The organism is Pseudoalteromonas sp. PA2MD11, assembly GCF_017808125.1.
GTDB lineage: Bacteria > Pseudomonadota > Gammaproteobacteria > Enterobacterales > Alteromonadaceae > Pseudoalteromonas > Pseudoalteromonas simplex.
Genome location: NZ_JADKNF010000003.1, coordinates 59,042 through 79,002, shown reverse-complemented (window position 1 = coordinate 79,002; position 19,961 = coordinate 59,042). Strand labels below are relative to the sequence as shown.

Genomic DNA, 19,961 nt, shown 5'->3' with positions numbered 1-19,961 from the left:
ATTAATTGCCGTTATCTAAGTTATACGTCGGTTTTTCGTGTTTGATACCCTTCACAGCTTCAGCAACTTCTGCAGGCATGTATTCTTCATCATGCTTTGCAAGTACTTCAAAGGCATCAATTTCATTGGCTTTAACTAACACGCCCTGCGCTACAATCCCTTGGCCTTCACGGAATAAGTCCGGCAAAATCCCTTGATAATTAATTGTCACCATAGGGCCTTTATCAATCAGTTTAAAGCTTACCTTTAAGCTTGATTCGTCACGAACAACTGAGCCAGGTACAACCATGCCACCAATGCGTAGCTTTTGACCAATATGCGGTTTTTCTTTGTTTGGTCCTTTACCCTCAACAAGTTCACTTGGGGTATAGAATAAATTAATGTTTTCTTGCAGTGCGTACAGCACTAAACCAATCGTTGCACCCACACCAAAAATAATGGCTACAACTGCTAATAAACGTTTTTTACGTCTTGGATTCATTGCCCTGCCTCTTGCTTCGCTTTCTTAATGCGCTCTTCACGTTGTGCTTGCTGCTTTACTGAAGAGAAAATACGTTTTGTATCGTTTAACGAACTAAATAAAATACCGAGTAAAATTAATGCACAGCTACCAAAAGACAACCATACATAAAAGCCATAGCCACCCATGGCAATAAAATCTGCAAAAGAATCAAACTGCATTATTAACCTCGCTCAACCATATCACGCACCCAAGGGCGATGCTTTTCACGTTGGAGAATTTCGTTTTTAAGACGGATTAACGTCACCACACCAACAAAACCTGCAAACGCAACAATGTTAACCATTAATGGCCAAAACATGCTTGGATCAATAGCTTTAGTATCAAACTTTGTAATGGTTGCACCTTGATGCAAGGTATTCCACCACTCCACCGAGAAGTGAATAATCGGTAAGTTGATAACCCCAACAATGGCTAAGATACAAGCAGCACGCCCCGCTGCTTTTTTATCTTCAAAAGCATGATAAAGCGATAACACACCAAGGTATAAAAATAACAGAATTAACTCAGAGGTAAGACGTGCATCCCACACCCACCATGCGCCCCACATAGGTTTACCCCATGCTGCACCGGTAATTAATGCTATCGCTGTCACACATGCCCCGACAGGTGCAATTGCAATCACTGCAAGTTCTGCATTACGTAATTGCCATACTAGTGCGATCACTGCTGCAATCGCCATAGAAGAGTAAGCGCCCATAGATAAAATAGCTGAAGGCACATGGATAAAAATAATTCGGTAGCTGTCTTTTTGTTGGTAATCGGCTGGGGCATAAGCAAGCCCCCAGACCCATCCAACAATCATACAAACCACCGTAACGACGGCGAAATAAGGCAGTAAGGTGTTACACAATTGGTAAGCACGATCTGCTTTTGCGTAGGGATGTAACCACTTCCACATATTAACTTACACTCACTTTCAATGCTGACGATATGGCAATTGGTGCCGCTATAATCGCTACGATTAGCATGGCACCAAGGATTGCAAGCTGTCCGCTATAGGCAAGCTCCATAGAGCTGGTATCAATAGCCGAGGTTGCAAAAATTAGTACAGGGATATACAAAGGCAGAACAAGCAAACTCATTAAAATACCGCCTTTTTGTAGTCCCACAGTAAGTCCAGCGCCAATTGCGCCAATGAAGCTAAGCAATGGCGTACCTAACAATAAGGTCAGAACGGTTGCTAAAAGCGCTGAACTTTCTAAATTCAATAACAAAGCAAATACCGGAGTCATTAACACTAAAGGCAACCCCGTGATCACCCAATGCGCTGCCACCTTTGCAAGGACAGTTAACGGTAATGGGTATGATGAAGCAATTAATTGCTCTAGTGTTCCGTCGTGATAATCATCACGAAATAGCTTATCTAGGCCTAACATGGTCGAGAGTAACGCAGCGACCCAAATAATGCCCGGCGCCATACGAGCAAGTAGACCGGGTTCAGGGCCAATTGCTAACGGAAAAAGTGTAATAACAATAAGAAAAAATAAGATAGGGTTAACGATTTCAGCACGCTGACGAAACGCTAATTTAAGATCTTTAGAAAAAACCGCAGAGAATAATTGCCAATACGAATGCTGTTTTACCATCAGTGGCGATACTCCAAAGTCACTGTTTGAAGGTCACTAAAATGTGTCGTTAAATCTTGGTGGGTGGTTAATAGAATCGCGCCGCCAGCATTTAGGTGCTCAACAAAGCGTTCTTGTAAAAATGCAACACCGCTTTTATCAAGGGCTGTAAATGGCTCATCAAGGATCCATAGTTTGGCACTGTTTAACCACAGTCTTACTAGAGCGACACGGCGTTGTTGCCCTGCTGACAACATACGAACAGGTACATCTTCAAGACCTACCAAGCCTATTTTTGCAAGGATCGGATACAAGTCTTGTTTGCTATCGTAGCCATTTATTTTTAGCCAAAATGCGACATTCTCAAGGGCGGTAAGCTGTGTATTTACCCCAGTTTTATGGCCGATGAATAATAACTCTTGTGCATATTCATCATAGTATTTTGTAATTGAGCGATCTTGGAACAAAACATCGCCTTCATCCGCCATAGCGAAACCCGCGATAATACGCAATAATGATGTTTTACCAGCCCCATTCGGACCAGCTAACTGCATAATTTGTCCCGATTTCAAGCTGAAATTAAGATCCGCAAACAAACAACGATCTTGCTTGATGCAGGTGACGGCCTTAATGTGTAACAAGATGACGATTCTCTATACCCAAAATTAGGCGTTAGTCTACCATAATGATAGGGTAATACGAATATTGCTTTAAAACGATTAACTTATATTTGATCTAAAATAATGAATAAACAAAGCCAGTTGACTCTCAGCACTCAGCTTAATCTAGACCCAAAAGCAATCAGCAGTGCACTACAGCAATCACCTAATGATGCCTTGAAAATGCTGGCTGAGCAGAGCCTAACTGCTCGTAATATTGTGGTTGGTAAGCACAGTGTGCAAATGGACGTGCTAATCAATAACTCATGGCAAACACTGCGCTTATCAACAGAGCAAGAAAACCTCAAAACTGAGCGCTTTTTAGCGGCCAATATTCAATTAAGTAGTGATGGTAAACAGCTGACTATCACACCAGCACCGCTGACGATTACACTTGGCAAAAGCCAGCAATTACAAGCACTACTGAACTTGCTAACGCAAGGGAGTGCAAATACAAATATGCCGCACCCCGCTCAGATTGCGCCAAGTAAACCTTTACTACAACTACCGGCATTAAAAGCTGAGTTTGCTCTTAATAATAGCCTGGTTGCTCTTTTAAAAGCTGAAGCACCACTTAAAGCCATTTTGCTGCCTGCTACCAACCAACAAAATAGCTTTAATTTAAACATTATTAATCGCTTTGGGGATTCTCTCCATCAGCAAAGTGTTAGCCAACAAAAAGTCGCTGAGTTGGTGGCTAAGCTAACCCCTGAAATGAATTTAAAATTAGCTGGGCAACAAGTACAGTTAAGCGTTGCAAACAAGCAAAGTAATGAATTAACTTTACCGCTACCTACAATATCGCCAAAACAAGCTAAGCAAATTCAAGCGCAGTGGCAATTTCACCCTCATGCATTAAAACTAACCCCCCAGCAAGTTAAAAATACTGTTGAACTTATAAGTAAAGCGCCTGTGCAACAAATACTGTTAAAGAACTCGCTGTCAGAGACATTCAATCAAGCATTAAAAAGCCAAGCTGTTGAACCTAAAAATACGTTGTTAGCACCATCGAGCAGCTCACATTCACCCATTAGCTCTTGGCTAAAAGACAGTTTTGCTGATTTAAAAACGCGTATTAGTGATGCAGTACGCTATTTTGAAAAGCTCCCTGCTACCAGCAAAGCGGCTGTTAACCAGTCAACCCATCAGCTGAGTGAAAGCAAAAATACGATTAGCCAACTAGGTTTTAATGCTCAAAAAATTGATATAGTAAAGTTTGCAGCCGCTCAACAAAGCGCGCACCAACACATTGCGCTCCAAGTAGCGCAAAAAACCAGTGGGCCAGTTACAGCTAATACGCCACCACCTGCGGCTAAACAAACAGAGCCATTAACCGAAAGTCAGCCTGCAAAGCAAGTTAGTTTACCCGTGAGCTATAACAAGGCAGCACCTTTAATACAGTTACTGCAACGGATAAAAGTCAGTTTAGAGCCGCTTGTTAGCGCACAAAATCAAGCGACTCAGTTGGCTACAAACCATAGCAAATCACAACTCCCTGTATTGAGCTTAGACAATGCTATGCAAAAAGCACCTGCAGACAACAAGTCAATTAACAGTTCTGTTAATACACTAAACTCAGACAAAGCAACATCTGAACAGCTTGCCCCAGTTAAAAATAGCCTTGCTAATTCAGTACTGAAAAATATGAGTGAGCAAACTAAACAGCATAACTTCGTGACTCGAGCACCCAATGAGCAAACAACAGGGTTACAAAAAGTTGCTCAGCAACAAACTCAATTACACGCCCCCTTCTTAGCAACAAAAGAGCCGAACTTGAGTCAGCCATTATTGCCGATAAGGCCGATTGAGGCGGCACTGATTGCTAAGCTATTACCGCTCCCTGAAAGTAAACCGTTAGCAAGTATGCCTCTGCCAGTGCAATTAACAGAGAAACTTGTAGCCCTGAGTGAGCAAAACACATCGTCTTCGGTAGATTTAAACAGGCTCGTTAATCAAGCATTTAATCGCATGATCTCGAGTCAAAACATGCACCCTACAACGATTGAACGAGAGCTTTTAAGTATCCTCAGGCCAACAGCACTGCCAAGTCAAACTCAGCAGGCAAGCTTCAGCCAAGGGTTAGAACAACTAGCAGTGGCTTCACTTGCCGCGCCAATTATTAATCAAGCACCAACCAACCTTAGTTTTAATAATCAAACTGGTCTTGATGCCTTACTGCAAGTGTTAGTGCCCAACTTTAAAGCCGTTAACGGCAATAAATTACTCGAGCAACTACAGCAGCCTGCGATGCAAGCCATGGCGGCTGAAGCCTCGCAACTGAAAAACACTCTAGCTCAGGTGCAAACAACGCCCATCAATCAGCAACAAGATAACAGTGCTTTAGCGCAGTTTTTCTTACCGATGAAATTACCTCCTGAAACAGGGCAAACAGAAATCAGCTTAGGACAATATAAAAAGCCAAGTAAAAATAAACTCGAAGCAAAGAATGTCTGGTTTGTGCGATTGAACTTTGATTATGCTCAGCTTGGCAAGTTACAAATTACCGCGGAGGTGATGGATAAAGCAGTTGATTGCCAATTGCTCGCTTCTTCACAAGAAGTGACAGCGCTTGCTCATCCGCATTTAGAAACGCTGCGCCATAAATTAGCAGGCCATGGTTTAAATGTAGGTGAGTTAAACTTGCAACAAGGGACATCAAACCACCAAGCTTTTTATAAATCCCATGCGATTATTAACATTAAGGTGTAATTTTTATGAGTGAACAAGCGGTGCATAAATCAGCAATTGGCTTACTCTACGAAGCGGGTAGCTCACCACGAGTAACCAGTAAAGGCTTTGGTGAATTGGCTGAAGAAATCGTCAAACTTGCTGAGCAAAAAGGCATTTTGATACACCAAGATGCGGACTTAGCTCAAACCTTATCGCATCTTGAGCTAGGTGAAGAAATCCCGAAAGAGCTCTATTATGTTATTGCCGAATTAATTGCTTTTTCGTACGTATTGCGTGGTAAGTTTCCACCGGGTTGGCAAGACTTTCAAGGTAAGCTCAACATCAAAGCTTAGCTCAAATAAAAAAGCGCCTATTCGGCGCCTTTTTGTTTATGAAGTGACATGAGTAGCTCAGCTTCGGCTCTGGGTAATTCGCATTCACGAATTATTTCTTCTAAATCAGCGCCTAGCTCAACCATTTTAACCGCTCGCGAATAAATTTTCGCATTCGGATCATCATATTTTTGTGCATCTTGTAGCTGTTCAAGCTCTTTATTTTTTTCTTCAACAGCAACAACACGTTTGCCAATACTTAGCATGCCTGCTCGCATTTCAGCCACTTCGCTACGTAAAATACTCAATTGCTGTTGAGCTTCTTGTAACTGCTTTTGCTTGGCTTGAATCGCCGCCGCTTGCTTATTGTTATTGACAAAAATAAGCCCCAAACACACTAATACAAGTAAGATTGAGGCACCAAACAAAGAGTATAACAGCATATAATTTCCAAACGCTTATAGTGCGCTTAGCTCGTCCCACTCATCGTCATTTAATAATTTATTAAGATCAACCAAGATCAGTAACTCACCATCACGGTTAGATACACCTTGGATAAACTTAGCACTTTCTTCTGTGCCAATATTTGGCGCACTGTCAATTTCAGAGCTACGTAGGTAAACCACTTCAGCAACACTGTCGACTAAAATACCAATCACTTGCTTTTCAGCTTCAATGATAACGATACGAGAGTTATCAGTAACCTCAGCACCCATTAAACCAAAACGTGCACGCGTGTCGATCACAGTAACAACATTACCACGTAAGTTAATAATACCTAACACATAAGAAGGCGCACCTGGCACAGGAGCAATTTCGGTATAGCGAAGTACTTCTTGTACTTGCATTACGTTAATGCCGTACGTTTCTTCTTCAAGTTTAAAGGTTACCCACTGTAACACTTCATCGTTGCTATCAGCGTTTTTATTTGCTGACAGTAGTCTTTCTTCACTCATGCTATTACTCCGTAAAAATAGTTACTGCTCACGGCTGTCTAAGCCCTGCTCTAGCAATTGATTTAAATTTTCAACGTCAATCAAGGCGCACATTTTCTCTTTGATAACACCTGCAAGCCAAGGCCGCTTACCTGATTTTGCTCGCCATTTTACATCTTCTTTACGAAGCGTAATATTATTTACGAGCTTTTCAGCCAATAATCCCCATTGACTGTCACCTAAGGTGATTAAATACTGATAATCTAATGATTGTTCTAATTTTTCATCATACTTTTCTGGCATAACCCAACGTGCAGTATCAACAACATTTAGTTTTTCTTCACGGTTTAGCATGACACCTTTAAACCATTTTGGTTTACCAAATAATTGGTTAACCTCTGCCAGCTGATGAATTCCCCCTAATGCTTTTAACGGTACAGCAAGGGTTAACCCTGCAACCTCAAAGAATAATGCCTGAAATTCACCATCAAAATAGTCTTCTTGACGATCAGACGAGGTTTTTGCAACCAGTTCAGCTTTAGGTTCTGCGACTATATCTTTGATATTAGCTTGGTTCTCGGTTTTCTCAAGCTCTTTAGTCGGTTCTAGGGGTGGTAAAACAGGTTCTGGAGTAGGCTGAACGTCTGTCAGCTTTTCTTCTGTCTTAGTTTCAGGCTCTTTAACCTGCTCCAGCAGCTTTGCGACTGGCTCAAGATTTTGGTCAGTAGGCTCATCTTCACACAACAAAGCGCCCAAATATTGGGTCATCACTTTTTCATTGGCAAATAAATGCTTACTCATCTTTAACCTTGTGCAACTAAGTAATCAAGCAGGGCACGATAGGCAAAAACGCCACGCGAACGCGGGCAAAATTGAATCGGCACTTGCTGTGCTAAACTAGCATCTCTAAACTTTGTATCGACAGGAACCACGCCTGACCATACTTTATCTTTGTAATTATCCTGCAGAGTCTTGTAAGCTTCAAGTGATGCTTTAGTACGTTTATCGTACATTGTAGGAATAATTGTATATTGGTACTGTTTTGCTTGCGATGTTTGCATCAGCTCCATCGTACGCATCATACGATCAAGCCCTTTTAAGGCCAAAAATTCTGTTTGTACTGGTACTAAAATTCGCTCACTAGCTGCAAGAGCATTGACCATCAAAACACCTAAAACAGGCGGGCAATCAATAATTGCATAGTCATAATGGTCGCTAATTTTGGCAAGCGCTTTTTTTAGTATTAAGCCCATGCCATTTTTATTGCCCATGCTTCTATCAAGCGTCGCGATTGCCATCGTCGCAGGTAAGATATCTAGGTTTTCAAGTGTTGATGGACATAGAGCCTGCAAAATTTCTTCACTGGCCATGCTGTTACCACGCGCGAAAATATCATACACGCTGACTTCTAAGTCTTCTGAATCTATACCAAAATAATAAGTCAATGATGCATGCGGATCGGTGTCAATAAGTAACACGCGTTTTCCTTGTAAAGCGAGAATACCAGCAAGGCTAACGGCTGTTGTTGTTTTCCCTACCCCACCTTTTTGATTCGCTACGGTCCAAACTTTCACATCACACCTTATTATTGTTCATTGCGCGTGGTAATCCTAATTCCACCATGTGGTAATTGAATCACTTTAATGCTGTTATCATCGCTTGGCAACTCAATTTCTGTCGTCTGTTGCGGTTGGTTTTGTGACTCTTGTTCTGCGTTTTCTGGCTCTTGTGGTGGTAAACCATATTTAGACAACGCAACAACCACTTTGCGGTTTTCTGCGCGTCCTTGCTCAGTGTCATTACTTGCGAAAGGTGAATATTGCCCGTAACCTTCAATAGCCATACGCGCAGGGTTAATACCTAAACTCTCAAGCTCAACTAGGACAGATGTCGCCCTCGCTACAGATAGCTCCCAGTTAGAGCGAAACATCTCATTACGAATACCTTCGTTATCGGTATAACCACGCACACGAATGTAATTATCAACTGGTGCAATAATATCTTTCACTAAACTAACAACTTGTTTTGCACGCTGCTGTGCAACAGCACTGCCCGATGAAAACAACATACCAGAGCTTAATTCAATGATGAGCCAATCTTGATGAAGCTCTAAACTTGCTTCGCCATCACGAATTTCATCAATGAGCGCAGACTGTAATTTAGTAAGTAAGCTGTCGAGAGGCTTGCCGAGATGTTTTTTCTCAATATTGCTGGTTTCGCTTTGCCCATCGAGTAATTCAGGGCCTTGCTCATCTTTACGAATGCTCTCACCGTATAGAATGTCGTTCTCAGGGCTGACTCTGTCAGTTAGTATGCCTGTGCCGTTAACCCCAGTGCCAACCTGTTGTTGCTGACGAGCTGATTTTTCAAACACCTGCTCTAGTGAATCTGAGAGAATTTGAAAATCTTCATTTTTACTAATTGCGATCGCATACATGACCACAAAAAAAGCAAACATGATGGTCATATAATCGGCATAAGAGACAAGCCAGCGTTCAGTATGTTGGTTTTTTGACGTGTTATGACGCTGACGACGGCGCATCATAATAAATTACTCGTCAACTAAGCTTGGGCGCTCTACACGGTACGCCTCAAGTTTTAGTTCGATATTTAGTGGGCTTTCACCTTGCGAAATAGCAATAATGCCTTCAGCAAGTAGTTCATGATACAGCATTTTTTGTTCCACTTGCTGCTTGAGTTTATTCGCCATTGGCAAGAATAATAGATTCGCTAAACCAACACCGTAAATAGTAGCAATAAACGCTGTAGCAACACCGGCACCCAGTTTTTCAGGATCCGTTATAAATTGCATGGCCTGAATCAAACCGAGTACTGCACCTAAAATACCGATTGTAGGGCTATAACCGCCCATAGCTTCATAAACTCGACTTACCTCGAGTAAGCGTTCGCGTTCAAGCATTAAATCAATTTCAAGCGTATCTCTAAGCTTTTGCTCATCAATCCCATCAACAAGTAGACTCAAGCCCTTTGCCGCATACGGGTCTGAGTGCGACAGCGCTTCCGACTCAAGGGCTAAGTAACCTTCTTGACGTGCTTTATGTGACCAACGCTTTACTTGCTCGATAGCTGCATCAATATCGTGATACGGCGGAAAAAACACCCAATGACTGATCTTAAGTGTTTTAGTAAAAACACTTGCTGGGGTCTGAAGCATGACAGCCCCAAGCGTACCACCAAGCACGATGATAAGCGCAGGACCATTAAACAGTGCAGAAACAACCCCGCCCTCTAATGCATAACCAAAGGCGATGGCACTTACTGCGACAATTAAGCCAAAGAAAGACAGTTTATCCACAACCAGTCTCACGCGTTAAACGATTCGCAACATCTGCGAGCGCTAAGCTTTCACTCGCCAAGCCGGCATTAGCAACAGCTTGTGGCATACCATACACCACACTGGTTTTTTCATCTTGCGCCCAAATAGTCGCACCGACTTGCTTAAGCATACGCGCACCATCACGGCCATCTGCGCCCATGCCCGTTAACACTACAGCTAGCACATCACCGCCGAAGGTTTTTGCAGCACTCGCAAAAGTCACATCAACACTCGGCTTGTAAGTAATACGCGGACTATCGTCTTCAAATACTCGCAGAGTGCGAGAACCACCACGCCCCTCTATTAGCATTTGTTGGCCACCTGGCGCTAAGTAAGCGGTGCCAGGCACTAAACGGTCACCATTTTGCGCTTCTTTCACATTGATTTTGCATAAGCCATTTAGCCTTGCAGCAAAAGCTGGCGTAAACGCAGCTGGCATATGCTGAATAAGCAAAATAGGATGTGGGAAATTAGCTGGCAGCTGAGTCAAAATTGTTTGCAGTGCCACAGGTCCACCGGTTGATGTACCGATAGCAACCAATTGATATTTCTTGCCCGAAGCGCGAATATTACTCGTATTCGATGACGATGCAGCCGGCGAACTTGCAGCAGCAGGACGACTAAAACTGCGATCAGGCTGGACAATACCGCTACTGCTTGTAGCGCCACTACTTCTTAGTGTAGGAGTCGGAGTTGATCTCGAAATAGGTGCTGGGCGCGAGAAACGAGAAATGCGACGGCGACCAATTTCTTTTACTTTATTTTGTAAAAGCGCGATTGCATCTTCATTATTGCGTGCAATGTCTTCGAACTTTTTCGGTAAAAAATCAAGGGCCCCAGCATCCAATGCATCTAGGGTTGCTGTTGCGCCATCACGGGTGAGTGATGAGAACATTAAAATAGGAGTCGGTGTTGCTGCCATTATTTCTTTCACGGCACTAATGCCATCAAGAACCGGCATTTCAACATCCATAGTAATTACATCAGGTTTTAATTCACGGGCTTTATCGACCGCTTCACGACCGTTTACGGCAAAACCAATTACTTGAATATTGCTGTCTTGCTCTAAAATTTCGCTGACTCTGCGGCGAAAAAAGCTTGAATCATCAACAACTAATACTTTGACTGCCATTGGCACTCTCTTGTTTTATATCACTTAAAGTGCAGTTAAACGCTGCACTTTATTATTTATTATTAGCCAACGTAGTGTTTAAGCATGCTAGGTACGTCGAGGATCAATGCAATCCCACCATCAGAAGTAATTGTCGCACCAGCCATGCCTGGCGTACCTTGCAATAAGGCATCTAAAGGTTTGATAACAACTTCTTCCTGGCCAATTAACGAGTCAACCACGAAGCCCACTTGTTTAGTACCGATTTGCACAATAACTACGTGACCTTCAGCTTTACGCTCTTGGCGGTTGGCACCTTTTACTAACCAATGTTGTAAATAGAAAAGCGGGATCGCTTTTTCACGCACAATTATTGTCAGTTGACCATCAACGACATTAGTTTTAGTTAAATCAAGATGGAAAATTTCACTCACACCAGCAAGTGGTAAAGCAAATGTTTGCTCGCCAACAATAACCATAAGAGTCGGTAAAATAGCCAGTGTTAATGGCACCTTGATTTCTAATACAGTACCTACACCCAGCTCTGACTGAATATTGACAGAGCCATTTAACTGGGTGATTTTTGTTTTTACTACATCCATGCCGACGCCGCGGCCTGAAATATCAGATATCTCTTCTTTGGTTGAGAAACCCGGAGCAAAAATTAAGTTGTAAGCTTCGGTATCCGACAAGCGGCTTGCTTGGTCGTGATCAATCACACCTTTGCTGATAGCAATTTTTTTCAACTTCTCAGCATCCATACCTGCACCATCATCACGAATGGTCAATAAGATATGATCGCCTTCTTGCGAAGCAGAAAGAGTGACTGTACCGGTACGTGGTTTACCCGCGGCTTCACGCACATCTGGCATTTCAATACCATGGTCAACCGAGTTACGAACTAAATGCACGAGCGGATCGGCAAGCGCTTCTACTAAGTTTTTATCTAAATCGGTTTCTTCACCAACCAGCTGCAGGTTAATGTCTTTTTTCAAGCTGCGAGCTAAGTCACGCACAACGCGTGGGAAGCGGCCAAATACTTTCTTAATTGGCTGCATGCGGGTTTTCATCACCGCACCTTGCAGGTCTGCAGTTACCACATCTAAATTAGAGATGGCTTTACCCATTGATTCGCTGTTACTGTTATTTGCAAGGCTAACCAAACGGTTGCGTACTAATACCAGCTCACCCACCATGTTCATAATTTCGTCTAAGCGCTTGGTATCAACACGAACCGTTGTTTCAGCTTGTGGTGGTGGCGCTTTTTTCGGTGCAGCAGAAGCTGCTGGTGCTTTTGCAGGAGCTGGAGCCGGTTTAGGTGCAGCTGCGGCAGGCTTAGGAGTAGGTGCCGGTTTTGATGCTGCAGGCTGTGCCGGTTTTGCAGGTTCAGCTTTAGGTGGTTCAGGCGCTTTTTCTGGCGCAGCCGTTTCTAAAGACTGTGGAGCTGTACCTTTACCATGTAATTCATCAAGCAACGCCTCAAACTCGTCATCGCTAATTTCATCGTCTGAGTCACTGCTTGTAGTATCTACTGCTGGCGCTTGAGAAGTTGGTTGTGCAGATTTTACTGTTTCAGGTTTGGCTATATTTTCTTGTTTTACTTCACCAAAATTACCAACACCATGTAATTCGTCTAATAAACTGTCGAATTCATCATCGGTGATATCATCACTATCACTGCTAATAGCTTCAGGAGCAGCCGCTGCTGGCCCTTGACCTTTACCATGTAATTCATCGAGGAGGCTTTCAAACTCATCTTCAGTAATTTCATCAATATTCTGTGGTTCTGCCTTACTATCAGCAAGACCGCCGCCATCAAACAACATATCAAACGCAAATGGATCATCTTCATCAATATTGTCTGCTGCCGTGTTAGCTGTTACTTCAGGTGCATCAACAACAGCCTCTTCAACAGCAGGTTCTTCAGGTGCAACTGCTACATCGTCTGCTACTGATACATCTTCACCTGCAAGCTCTTCCGCTGTAGGTGGTTGGCTTAATTTATGAAGAACGTCTAGAAGCGCAGGATCTGCAGGCTCTGGTTGCTCACGATTTTGAATCGTTGCGAACATTTCGTTGATGGTATCCAGAGCTTGTAAAATAACATCCATAAGCTCAGGAGTGACACTGCGAACACCTTGGCGTAATAAATCGAAAACATTCTCTGCACCGTGACACGCATCAACAAGTTCAGTCATGCTTAAAAAGCCTGCACCGCCTTTGACAGTGTGGAAGCCTCTAAAAATGGCGTTTAAGAGATCTTTGTCTTCGGGATTGTTCTCAAGCTCAACTAATTGCTCTGACAAAAGCTCTAAGATTTCTCCTGCCTCAACAAGGAAATCCTGTAAAATATCTTCATCGACTTCAAAGCTCATGCAGCTACTCTCCTCTTAGAAGCCCAGGCTTGATAATAGATCATCGACTTCATCTTGTCCTGAGACAACATCATCACGAGAGTCTTTATCAATAATCGGCCCTTCTGGACCTGCTAGTGTATCACTTGTTGCAGGTGCTTTTTCTATGGCCTGTTTTTCTTGTTGTTGATGACCATCTTCTTGACTGCCAAACACAGTTAAGAGATTAATTAAACTGTCTTCTACTTCTCGCACTAACTCAATGACGCGACGGATTACTTGCCCCGTCAAATCTTGATAGTCCTGTGCCATCAGCACATTGGTCATCAAGCCCTGTAGCTCATCGGTTTTAGTATGCGAGTTATTCATAAAATTATCTAAGCTATGACATAGCTTTTTAAACTCACCGAGCTCAATTTCTCGGCTCATTAAACGATCCCACGTGGGTTTAATCGTCGCTATTTCATCTGCAAGTTGTTGCGCTATAGGTAAACTAGCTTCAACTGCATCCATGGTTTTGTTAGCGGCGCTTTCTGTCATTTCCATAACATAATTTAAGCGCTGCTTAGCGTCTGGGATCGCATCGGTAGTTAAATCTGAAAGACGAGTATCTAGATCAAAGTTTTTTAGCGCTTCATGTAATTGTCGCGTCAGTTTACCGATTTCAGCAAACAGCTCTGATTGTTCTTTTGATGCTGTTTCAAGTATCAGCTGATCAGCTTTTTCTTGTTCACCATTTTCAAGAAACTCAACAAGTTGACGAGCTTGCTCTAAACTTATTTGAGGCGCAGCTAGTGCTGACATAAGCCTCTCCCCTTAGATTAACCTAAACGTTCAAACACTTTTTCCAATTTGGTTTTAAGTGTCGCAGCAGTGAATGGTTTAACGATATAGCCATTAACACCCGCTTGAGCAGCAGCAACAATTTGTTCTTTTTTCGCTTCAGCTGTCACCATTAATACAGGAATATGCTTAAGGCTATCATCAGCACGAATTGCTCTTAACAAATCAATGCCTTGCATACCTGGCATGTTCCAATCTGTTACAACAAAATCAAATTCTTGATTTTGTAGCATTGGCAATGCTGTTGACCCATCGTCAGCTTCCTGCACATTGGTAAAACCTAAATCCCTTAATAGATTTTTAATGATACGTCTCATTGTAGAAAAATCATCAACAACAAGAATTTTCATGTTTTTATCCAAAACATCCTCCGGTGAGGTTTGAACCTATATTTACTTACTACTAATTAATCCAGTCATTGATTTTTGCTTTGAGCTTAATCATCGCCTGACCATGTATCTGACTCACACGCGATTCACTAACATCGAGTATGTGTCCTATTTCTTTTAAGTTCATTTCGTCGTTGTAGTACAAAGACAAAACAAGTGCATCTCTTTCTGGTAACGATTGGATAGCCGTTAATAGAGACTGGTTAAACCGCTCATTTTTAACGTTATTAAACGGTTTGTCTAGTCCTAAATCCTGACCTACAGGTGTAATGACGTCTTCATCAACGCCTAAGTCCTCTATACCTAATACTTTACTAGAATTTACATCATGTAGAATATGATGGTACTCATCGAGCGTTATATCAAGTTTTTCAGCGACTTCTGTATCTTTAGGTTCACGATTTAGCGTGCTTTCTAATTCGGCTATGGTTTCAGCCACTAGACGGGCATTTCGGTGAACAGAACGTGGTGCCCAGTCACCTCTACGAATTTCGTCTAACATCGCACCACGAATACGAATTCCAGCGAAAGTTTCGAAACTAGCCCCTTTGCTAGCATCAAAGTTTTTTGATGCTTCAATTAGGCCTATCATGCCTGATTGAATTAAATCATCGAGTTGGACACTGGCAGGTAAACGAGCAATTAGATGGCACGCCACTTTTTTAACTAAAGAGGCATGTTTTTCAACAATCGCATTTAAGTTTTGTGCTGATTGATATCCCATCGCTTTATTCACCGATGTTGTCATAGTTAGCCGTTTACTAGTTTTTCAATGAAAAATTCTAAATGGCCAGAAGGTTGATTAGGGATCGGCCACTTAACTGCTTTTGTTGCTAATGTTTTAAACGCCACCGCAGCTGGTGAGTTTGGAAATAATTCAACAATCACCTTTTGACGTCGCGTAGATTTACGCATGTTCTCGTCATAAGGAATGGTAGCTACCAACTCCATTGAAACGTCTAAAAAGCGATCCGTTACTTTTGAAAGTTTAGCAAATAATTCTTGCCCTTCACGCAAACTGCGCACCATATTGGCAACAATTTTAAATTTATATACGCCATGCTCACGGCTAAGCACTTTTATAAGCGCATAAGCATCGGTAATTGAGGTAGGTTCATCGCATACAACCACAACAACATCTTGGGCTGCACGAGAAAAGCTTAATACCATGTCAGAAATACCTGCGGCGGTATCGACAATTAAAATATCAAACTCAGTGTTTAACTCGCTAAAAGCGCGGATAAGGCCTGCATGCTCAGATGGTGTTAATTCCACCATGCTTTGCGAACCAGACGTCGCAGGTACAATTTTTATACCTGCAGGACCTTCAACGAGAATTTCGTCAAGCTCACACTCGCCTGACAAAACATGAGATAAGTTACGTTCAACACGAAGGCCAAGCATCACGTCACAGTTTGCCAAACCTAAATCGGCATCTAGTACTAATACACGATTTCCTTGCTGCCCTAATGCGATTGCGGTGTTGAGTGAAACATTGGTTTTACCCACTCCACCTTTACCGCCAGTCACAGCGATAACTTTAACGCCACTATTATTATTTTGATTCATTTTGCGCAGGCCGCTTGCTTGATCTAATACTGTGTTAATCATACATCCCTACTGTGTTCGACGCTACTGCTTGACGTCGTGAATGTTGTGCTTTTGCTCGTTTTAAATACAATTGTTCAGCTTTTTTCACTAGTTTTTCAGCATTCGCTACGCGAATATCTTCAGGAACACGCTGACCGTTAGTAAGATACCCTATTGGCAGGCGATTTTGAATCGCTATACTAATAATCTCACCTAAACTTAAAGATTCATCCAATTTAGTGAAGATACAGCCACTTAGATGAACCTTTTTAAAGTGTCTTACGGTTTCTTGCAACACATTTATCTGTGCTGTCGCACTTAACACTAAATAACTACGAATATCAACACGCTGATTACGCATCAGAGTATTTAACTGCTCAGTTAAACGTAAATCACGTTGGCTCATACCCGCTGTGTCTATTAATACTAGACGCTTATTACGTAAATGGTATAACACTTCAGCTAATTCATTCGCATCTTTTACCTGCTTAACACCACAGCCAATAATACGACCATAAGTAGCCAGTTGTTCGTAGGCACCAATTCTGTATGTATCAGTGGTGATCAACGCTACTTTATCTGCACCATATTTTTGAGCACCCAGTGCAGCTAATTTTGCAACTGTGGTTGTTTTACCAACGCCTGTTGGACCCACTAATGCGAATACACCACCTTGACGCAGGATTTCGTTATTCGTTGTATGCATTTGGTTTTCAACCATTTGCAGAAGTGCTTGCCACGCTTGTTGACGTGATACATCGTCAGGAATGAAACAGGCCATTTGCTCAGCAACATCACGTTCAATGCCCAAACCCGCTAAGCGGTCAATCATACATGCACGAGTCGGATCGCGGCGAGCCATATCTTGTTGCATTAAGCCAGATACTTGGTGTTCAAGTAATTGACGAATCGCATTCATTTCTTCCCGCATAGTCGTCATTTCTGATTGATTCGCAGGTGCTGAGTTTTTATGCTCAGAGGGTGAATCTAAATCATCAAAACCTGAATCTAAATCGTCATCAAAACCTAGGCTATGAGCTTGAGTTTGTACACGAGGTGCTGCCTGCGATTGATAACGAGGAGCTTGCTTGTATTGTGGCTGTTGCTGTTGCTGCTCAAAGCTTGGCTCTTTTGCTTGATAGTGTTCACTCGTATCAATACCAGATTGACTAAACATTGACGCAAGCTCTGGCGAACGAGGGCGTGGGGCTTGACGCTCAAGTAACGCTTGTAAGCTATCAGCAACTTTCGCTTGCGGCTCAGGTTTAGCACGCATTGGCTCAGGTTTAACAAAGTTATGCTGTGGAGCAGGTGCTGATTGTGCCACTGCTGGTTTAGCTTCGGCTTTCGGGGCTGCTTTGTCGTAATCAACAGCTGCAACGATTTCAACGCCGTTAGCAAGCTTTTTGTTCGACATAATAACCGCATCAACACCTAACTCATCTTTCACTTCTTTCAGTGCAGTGCGCATATCTTTAGCAAAAAAACGTTTAATTTTCATGGTTCAACCCCTTTACTATCCTATTGTTGGCCTACTGAGCTGACAATCTTAATCTGTCTTTCGTCTGGTACCTCTTGGTAAGACATCACCCTTAAACCTGGGATGGTGTACTTAACGAAGCGAGATAGCACAGTCCGTAACATTCCTGACGTTAACAGTATCGAAGGTTCGCCGGCCATTTCTTGGTTTTGGTGCGCTTCATTCAATGATTGTTGAAGTCGCTCTGCAAGGCCTGGCTCTATTCCGGCACCTTCGTCACCTGCATTCTGAAGTGACTGATGCAACATCTGTTCCAACTCAGGCGCCAAGGTTATGACAGGGATCTCAGAAGACATACCAACAGCGTCTTGAACAATCAGTCTGCGTAGTGAAATTCTCACTGCAGCCGTTAGTACATCAGGGTCTTGGCTACGTGGGCCATACTCAACAAGAGTTTGAACAATCGAGCGCATATCGCGAATTGCCACCCCTTCATTGAGTAAGTTTTGTAGCACTTTTACGATAGTAGTGAGTGGTAATACATCAGGAACCAGCCCTTCAACAAGACGAGGATGACTCTTCGCTAACATATCTAATAAGTTTTGCACTTCTTCATGACCAAGCAGTAAAGCTGCGCTATTAGTAAGTAACTGACTAATATGAGTTGCAACCACAGTTGCTGAATCAACGACTGTGTAGCCAAGTGATTGTGCTTCATCTTTTTGATCTGGTTTGATCCAAACCGCATCTAATCCGAATGCAGGGTCTTTTGTGGCAACCCCTTTGATTGGACCAAATACTTGGCCTGGATTAATCGCTAACTCATCACCATGCTTAAGCTCACCCTCACCGCTTGAAACCCCCATCATAGTGATTCTATAAGCATTTGGGTCAAGTTCTAAGTTATCGCGGATATGCACAGGAGGTACCAAGAAACCAAGTTCCTGAGACAATTTCTTACGCACACCTTTGATACGATTTAACAGTTCACCACCTTGAGATTGATCAACCAGTGGAATTAAGCGATATCCCACTTCTAAACCAATAACGTCAACCTGTTGAACATCATCCCAACCCAGTTCTTTTTGCTCTTGTTTATTAGCAACACCTGTTCCTGGCGCACCACCATTTGCTTCTTGCTCTGCTTTTTCGGCTTCTGCTTTGGCTTTTTGTTGTTGGGTGAAGTAAGCAAGGTAACCCAGTAATCCACCTAGGCTTAAAAATGCAATATGCGGCATACCTGGCACAAGACCCATGATGATCAAAATACCAGATGCGATATACAAAGACTTTTCGTTACCGAGCTGAGTCTTAACTTGGTCGCCCATGTTGTGCGATTCATTTTGACGGGTAACAACGATTGCAGTACCGATTGACAGTAACAATGAAGGCAGTTGTGCAACTAGACCATCACCAATGGTTAGCAAGGTGTAAACTTCCATCGCACGGCTGAACGATAAATCATGTTGGATCATACCAACAAATAAACCACCAACGATGTTAATCACTAGAATAACGATACCCGCTATTGCATCGCCTTTTACGAACTTACTCGCACCATCCATTGAACCATAGAAATCGGCTTCGCGGGTAACCTCTTCACGGCGTTCACGGGCTTGCTCAGCACTGATAAAACCAGCGTTTAAGTCAGCATCAATCGCCATTTGTTTACCCGGCATTGCATCAAGAGTAAAGCGAGCTGATACTTCAGAAATACGACCTGCACCTTTGGTGATAACCACAAAGTTAATAATGATTAAAATCAGGAAGACCACTAAACCAACTGCATAGTTACCGCCGATAACCACCGAACCAAAGGCCTCGATAACTTTACCGGCTGCATCACCGCCGTTATGACCTTCGAGTAATACTACACGGGTACTGGCAACATTCAGCGCTAAGCGCATGATGGTTGCAATCAGTAGAACCGCAGGGAACATACCAAATTCAAGGGGTTTCATGGTGTAAACTGTAACCAGTAACACCACCAATGCTAATGCGATATTAAACGAAAATAGAATATCTAAAAGAAACGGCGGCAGGGGTAAAATCACCATACCCAGCGCAGCAAGTACTAGTAACGGCGTGCCGACACCCTTTGCATATTCTTTTTTATCTCTGTTAAGTTGTTGTAATACCGCTTTAAATTCCATAATCCAACAATTTCAAAAAA

The 19,961-nt window shown here is 42.7% G+C and carries 21 protein-coding genes; 2 read left to right on the top strand and 19 right to left on the bottom strand.

All coding sequences use genetic code 11. The features are described 5' to 3' along the window. Position 1 precedes the first annotated feature (1 nt). From ccmE to ccmA, 5 genes are read right to left on the bottom strand one after another with little or no spacing between them, the layout of a single operon-like run. Positions 2-481 carry a cytochrome c maturation protein CcmE gene (gene ccmE, locus ISP07_RS05095; RefSeq protein ID WP_054562161.1) on the bottom strand — a complete coding sequence of 160 codons (480 nt, stop codon included), beginning with the start codon at positions 479-481 and terminating at the stop codon, positions 2-4. Continuing rightward, the gene (gene ccmD, locus ISP07_RS05090; protein ID WP_054553244.1) at positions 478-681 is read right to left on the bottom strand and encodes a heme exporter protein CcmD; all 204 of its coding nucleotides are present in this window, start codon (positions 679-681) and stop codon (positions 478-480) included. Before ccmD ends, ccmE begins: the two co-directional genes overlap by 4 nt. A gap of 2 nt (positions 682-683) precedes the next feature. Next, complete coding sequence (locus ISP07_RS05085) at positions 684-1,421, bottom strand: heme ABC transporter permease (RefSeq protein ID WP_054553245.1); 738 nt, start codon at positions 1,419-1,421, stop codon at positions 684-686. 1 nt (position 1,422) lies between these two features. After that, positions 1,423-2,109 carry a heme exporter protein CcmB gene (ccmB, locus tag ISP07_RS05080; RefSeq protein WP_054553246.1) on the bottom strand — a complete coding sequence of 229 codons (687 nt, stop codon included), beginning with the start codon at positions 2,107-2,109 and terminating at the stop codon, positions 1,423-1,425. After that, positions 2,109-2,729, bottom strand: a complete 621-nt coding sequence (gene ccmA / locus ISP07_RS05075; RefSeq protein ID WP_138599030.1) for a cytochrome c biogenesis heme-transporting ATPase CcmA — start codon at positions 2,727-2,729, stop codon at positions 2,109-2,111. Before ccmA ends, ccmB begins: the two co-directional genes overlap by 1 nt. 102 nt (positions 2,730-2,831) lie before the next feature. Here ccmA and ISP07_RS05070 point away from each other — a divergent pair, with 102 nt between their 5' ends. Together ISP07_RS05070 and ISP07_RS05065 are read left to right on the top strand one after the other, a co-directional pair. Then, a complete protein-coding gene (locus ISP07_RS05070) occupies positions 2,832-5,456 on the top strand; it encodes a flagellar hook-length control protein FliK (RefSeq protein ID WP_209327013.1) in 2,625 nt (874 codons plus the stop codon). Positions 5,457-5,461: 5 nt separating this feature from the next. Then, positions 5,462-5,770 (top strand): EscU/YscU/HrcU family type III secretion system export apparatus switch protein, encoded by a 309-nt coding sequence (locus ISP07_RS05065; protein WP_054553249.1) that lies wholly within the window; start codon positions 5,462-5,464, stop codon positions 5,768-5,770. Between the two features lie 17 nt (positions 5,771-5,787). Here the strand turns inward: ISP07_RS05065 and ISP07_RS05060 are convergent, their stop codons facing one another. The 14 genes from ISP07_RS05060 to flhA form a co-directional block, all read right to left on the bottom strand. Continuing rightward, positions 5,788-6,192, bottom strand: coding sequence for a DUF2802 domain-containing protein (locus ISP07_RS05060; RefSeq protein WP_209327012.1), 405 nt, complete (start codon positions 6,190-6,192; stop codon positions 5,788-5,790). Positions 6,193-6,207: 15 nt separating this feature from the next. Next, positions 6,208-6,705: a chemotaxis protein CheW gene (locus ISP07_RS05055; protein ID WP_054553251.1), complete on the bottom strand. Its 498-nt coding sequence runs from the start codon at positions 6,703-6,705 to the stop codon at positions 6,208-6,210. Between the two features lie 21 nt (positions 6,706-6,726). Further along, positions 6,727-7,485: a chemotaxis protein CheW gene (locus ISP07_RS05050; RefSeq protein WP_209327011.1), complete on the bottom strand. Its 759-nt coding sequence runs from the start codon at positions 7,483-7,485 to the stop codon at positions 6,727-6,729. Positions 7,486-7,487: 2 nt separating this feature from the next. Next, positions 7,488-8,258: a ParA family protein gene (locus ISP07_RS05045; protein ID WP_054553253.1), complete on the bottom strand. Its 771-nt coding sequence runs from the start codon at positions 8,256-8,258 to the stop codon at positions 7,488-7,490. A gap of 11 nt (positions 8,259-8,269) precedes the next feature. Continuing rightward, the gene (locus tag ISP07_RS05040) at positions 8,270-9,229 is read right to left on the bottom strand and encodes a flagellar motor protein MotB (protein ID WP_209327010.1); all 960 of its coding nucleotides are present in this window, start codon (positions 9,227-9,229) and stop codon (positions 8,270-8,272) included. 6 nt (positions 9,230-9,235) lie between these two features. Further along, positions 9,236-10,000, bottom strand: a complete 765-nt coding sequence (locus ISP07_RS05035; protein ID WP_138599032.1) for a flagellar motor protein — start codon at positions 9,998-10,000, stop codon at positions 9,236-9,238. Then, positions 9,993-11,153, bottom strand: a complete 1,161-nt coding sequence (locus ISP07_RS05030) for a protein-glutamate methylesterase/protein-glutamine glutaminase (RefSeq protein ID WP_138618591.1) — start codon at positions 11,151-11,153, stop codon at positions 9,993-9,995. The genes ISP07_RS05035 and ISP07_RS05030 overlap by 8 nt, the downstream gene beginning before the upstream one ends. Positions 11,154-11,215: 62 nt before the next feature. Next, positions 11,216-13,507, bottom strand: a complete 2,292-nt coding sequence (locus ISP07_RS05025) for a chemotaxis protein CheA (protein ID WP_209327009.1) — start codon at positions 13,505-13,507, stop codon at positions 11,216-11,218. A gap of 15 nt (positions 13,508-13,522) precedes the next feature. Continuing rightward, the gene (locus ISP07_RS05020; RefSeq protein ID WP_138599034.1) at positions 13,523-14,290 is read right to left on the bottom strand and encodes a protein phosphatase CheZ; all 768 of its coding nucleotides are present in this window, start codon (positions 14,288-14,290) and stop codon (positions 13,523-13,525) included. Positions 14,291-14,307: 17 nt separating this feature from the next. After that, complete coding sequence (gene cheY, locus ISP07_RS05015) at positions 14,308-14,691, bottom strand: chemotaxis response regulator CheY (protein WP_016708035.1); 384 nt, start codon at positions 14,689-14,691, stop codon at positions 14,308-14,310. Between the two features lie 40 nt (positions 14,692-14,731). Next, a complete protein-coding gene (locus ISP07_RS05010) occupies positions 14,732-15,442 on the bottom strand; it encodes an RNA polymerase sigma factor FliA (RefSeq protein WP_054553325.1) in 711 nt (236 codons plus the stop codon). Positions 15,443-15,468: 26 nt separating this feature from the next. Then, positions 15,469-16,329 (bottom strand): MinD/ParA family ATP-binding protein, encoded by an 861-nt coding sequence (locus ISP07_RS05005; RefSeq protein ID WP_054553259.1) that lies wholly within the window; start codon positions 16,327-16,329, stop codon positions 15,469-15,471. Then, positions 16,322-17,809: a flagellar biosynthesis protein FlhF gene (gene flhF, locus ISP07_RS05000; protein WP_209327008.1), complete on the bottom strand. Its 1,488-nt coding sequence runs from the start codon at positions 17,807-17,809 to the stop codon at positions 16,322-16,324. The genes ISP07_RS05005 and flhF overlap by 8 nt, the downstream gene beginning before the upstream one ends. Before the next feature lie 20 nt (positions 17,810-17,829). Then, a complete protein-coding gene (gene flhA, locus ISP07_RS04995; protein ID WP_209327007.1) occupies positions 17,830-19,941 on the bottom strand; it encodes a flagellar biosynthesis protein FlhA in 2,112 nt (703 codons plus the stop codon). Positions 19,942-19,961 lie beyond the last annotated feature (20 nt).

Coding starts and splice junctions, on each gene's coding strand:
- ccmE (WP_054562161.1), bottom strand. CDS start 481: ATGAATCCAAGACGTAAAAAACGTTTATTAGCAGTTGTAGCCATTATT.
- ccmD (WP_054553244.1), bottom strand. CDS start 681: ATGCAGTTTGATTCTTTTGCAGATTTTATTGCCATGGGTGGCTATGGC.
- ISP07_RS05085 (WP_054553245.1), bottom strand. CDS start 1,421: ATGTGGAAGTGGTTACATCCCTACGCAAAAGCAGATCGTGCTTACCAA.
- ccmB (WP_054553246.1), bottom strand. CDS start 2,109: ATGGTAAAACAGCATTCGTATTGGCAATTATTCTCTGCGGTTTTTTCT.
- ISP07_RS05070 (WP_209327013.1), top strand. CDS start 2,832: ATGAATAAACAAAGCCAGTTGACTCTCAGCACTCAGCTTAATCTAGAC.
- ISP07_RS05065 (WP_054553249.1), top strand. CDS start 5,462: ATGAGTGAACAAGCGGTGCATAAATCAGCAATTGGCTTACTCTACGAA.
- ISP07_RS05060 (WP_209327012.1), bottom strand. CDS start 6,192: ATGCTGTTATACTCTTTGTTTGGTGCCTCAATCTTACTTGTATTAGTG.
- ISP07_RS05055 (WP_054553251.1), bottom strand. CDS start 6,705: ATGAGTGAAGAAAGACTACTGTCAGCAAATAAAAACGCTGATAGCAAC.
- ISP07_RS05050 (WP_209327011.1), bottom strand. CDS start 7,485: ATGAGTAAGCATTTATTTGCCAATGAAAAAGTGATGACCCAATATTTG.
- ISP07_RS05040 (WP_209327010.1), bottom strand. CDS start 9,229: ATGATGCGCCGTCGTCAGCGTCATAACACGTCAAAAAACCAACATACT.
- ISP07_RS05030 (WP_138618591.1), bottom strand. CDS start 11,153: ATGGCAGTCAAAGTATTAGTTGTTGATGATTCAAGCTTTTTTCGCCGC.
- ISP07_RS05025 (WP_209327009.1), bottom strand. CDS start 13,507: ATGAGCTTTGAAGTCGATGAAGATATTTTACAGGATTTCCTTGTTGAG.
- ISP07_RS05020 (WP_138599034.1), bottom strand. CDS start 14,290: ATGTCAGCACTAGCTGCGCCTCAAATAAGTTTAGAGCAAGCTCGTCAA.
- ISP07_RS05010 (WP_054553325.1), bottom strand. CDS start 15,442: ATGGGATATCAATCAGCACAAAACTTAAATGCGATTGTTGAAAAACAT.
- ISP07_RS05005 (WP_054553259.1), bottom strand. CDS start 16,329: ATGATTAACACAGTATTAGATCAAGCAAGCGGCCTGCGCAAAATGAAT.
- flhF (WP_209327008.1), bottom strand. CDS start 17,809: ATGAAAATTAAACGTTTTTTTGCTAAAGATATGCGCACTGCACTGAAA.
- flhA (WP_209327007.1), bottom strand. CDS start 19,941: ATGGAATTTAAAGCGGTATTACAACAACTTAACAGAGATAAAAAAGAA.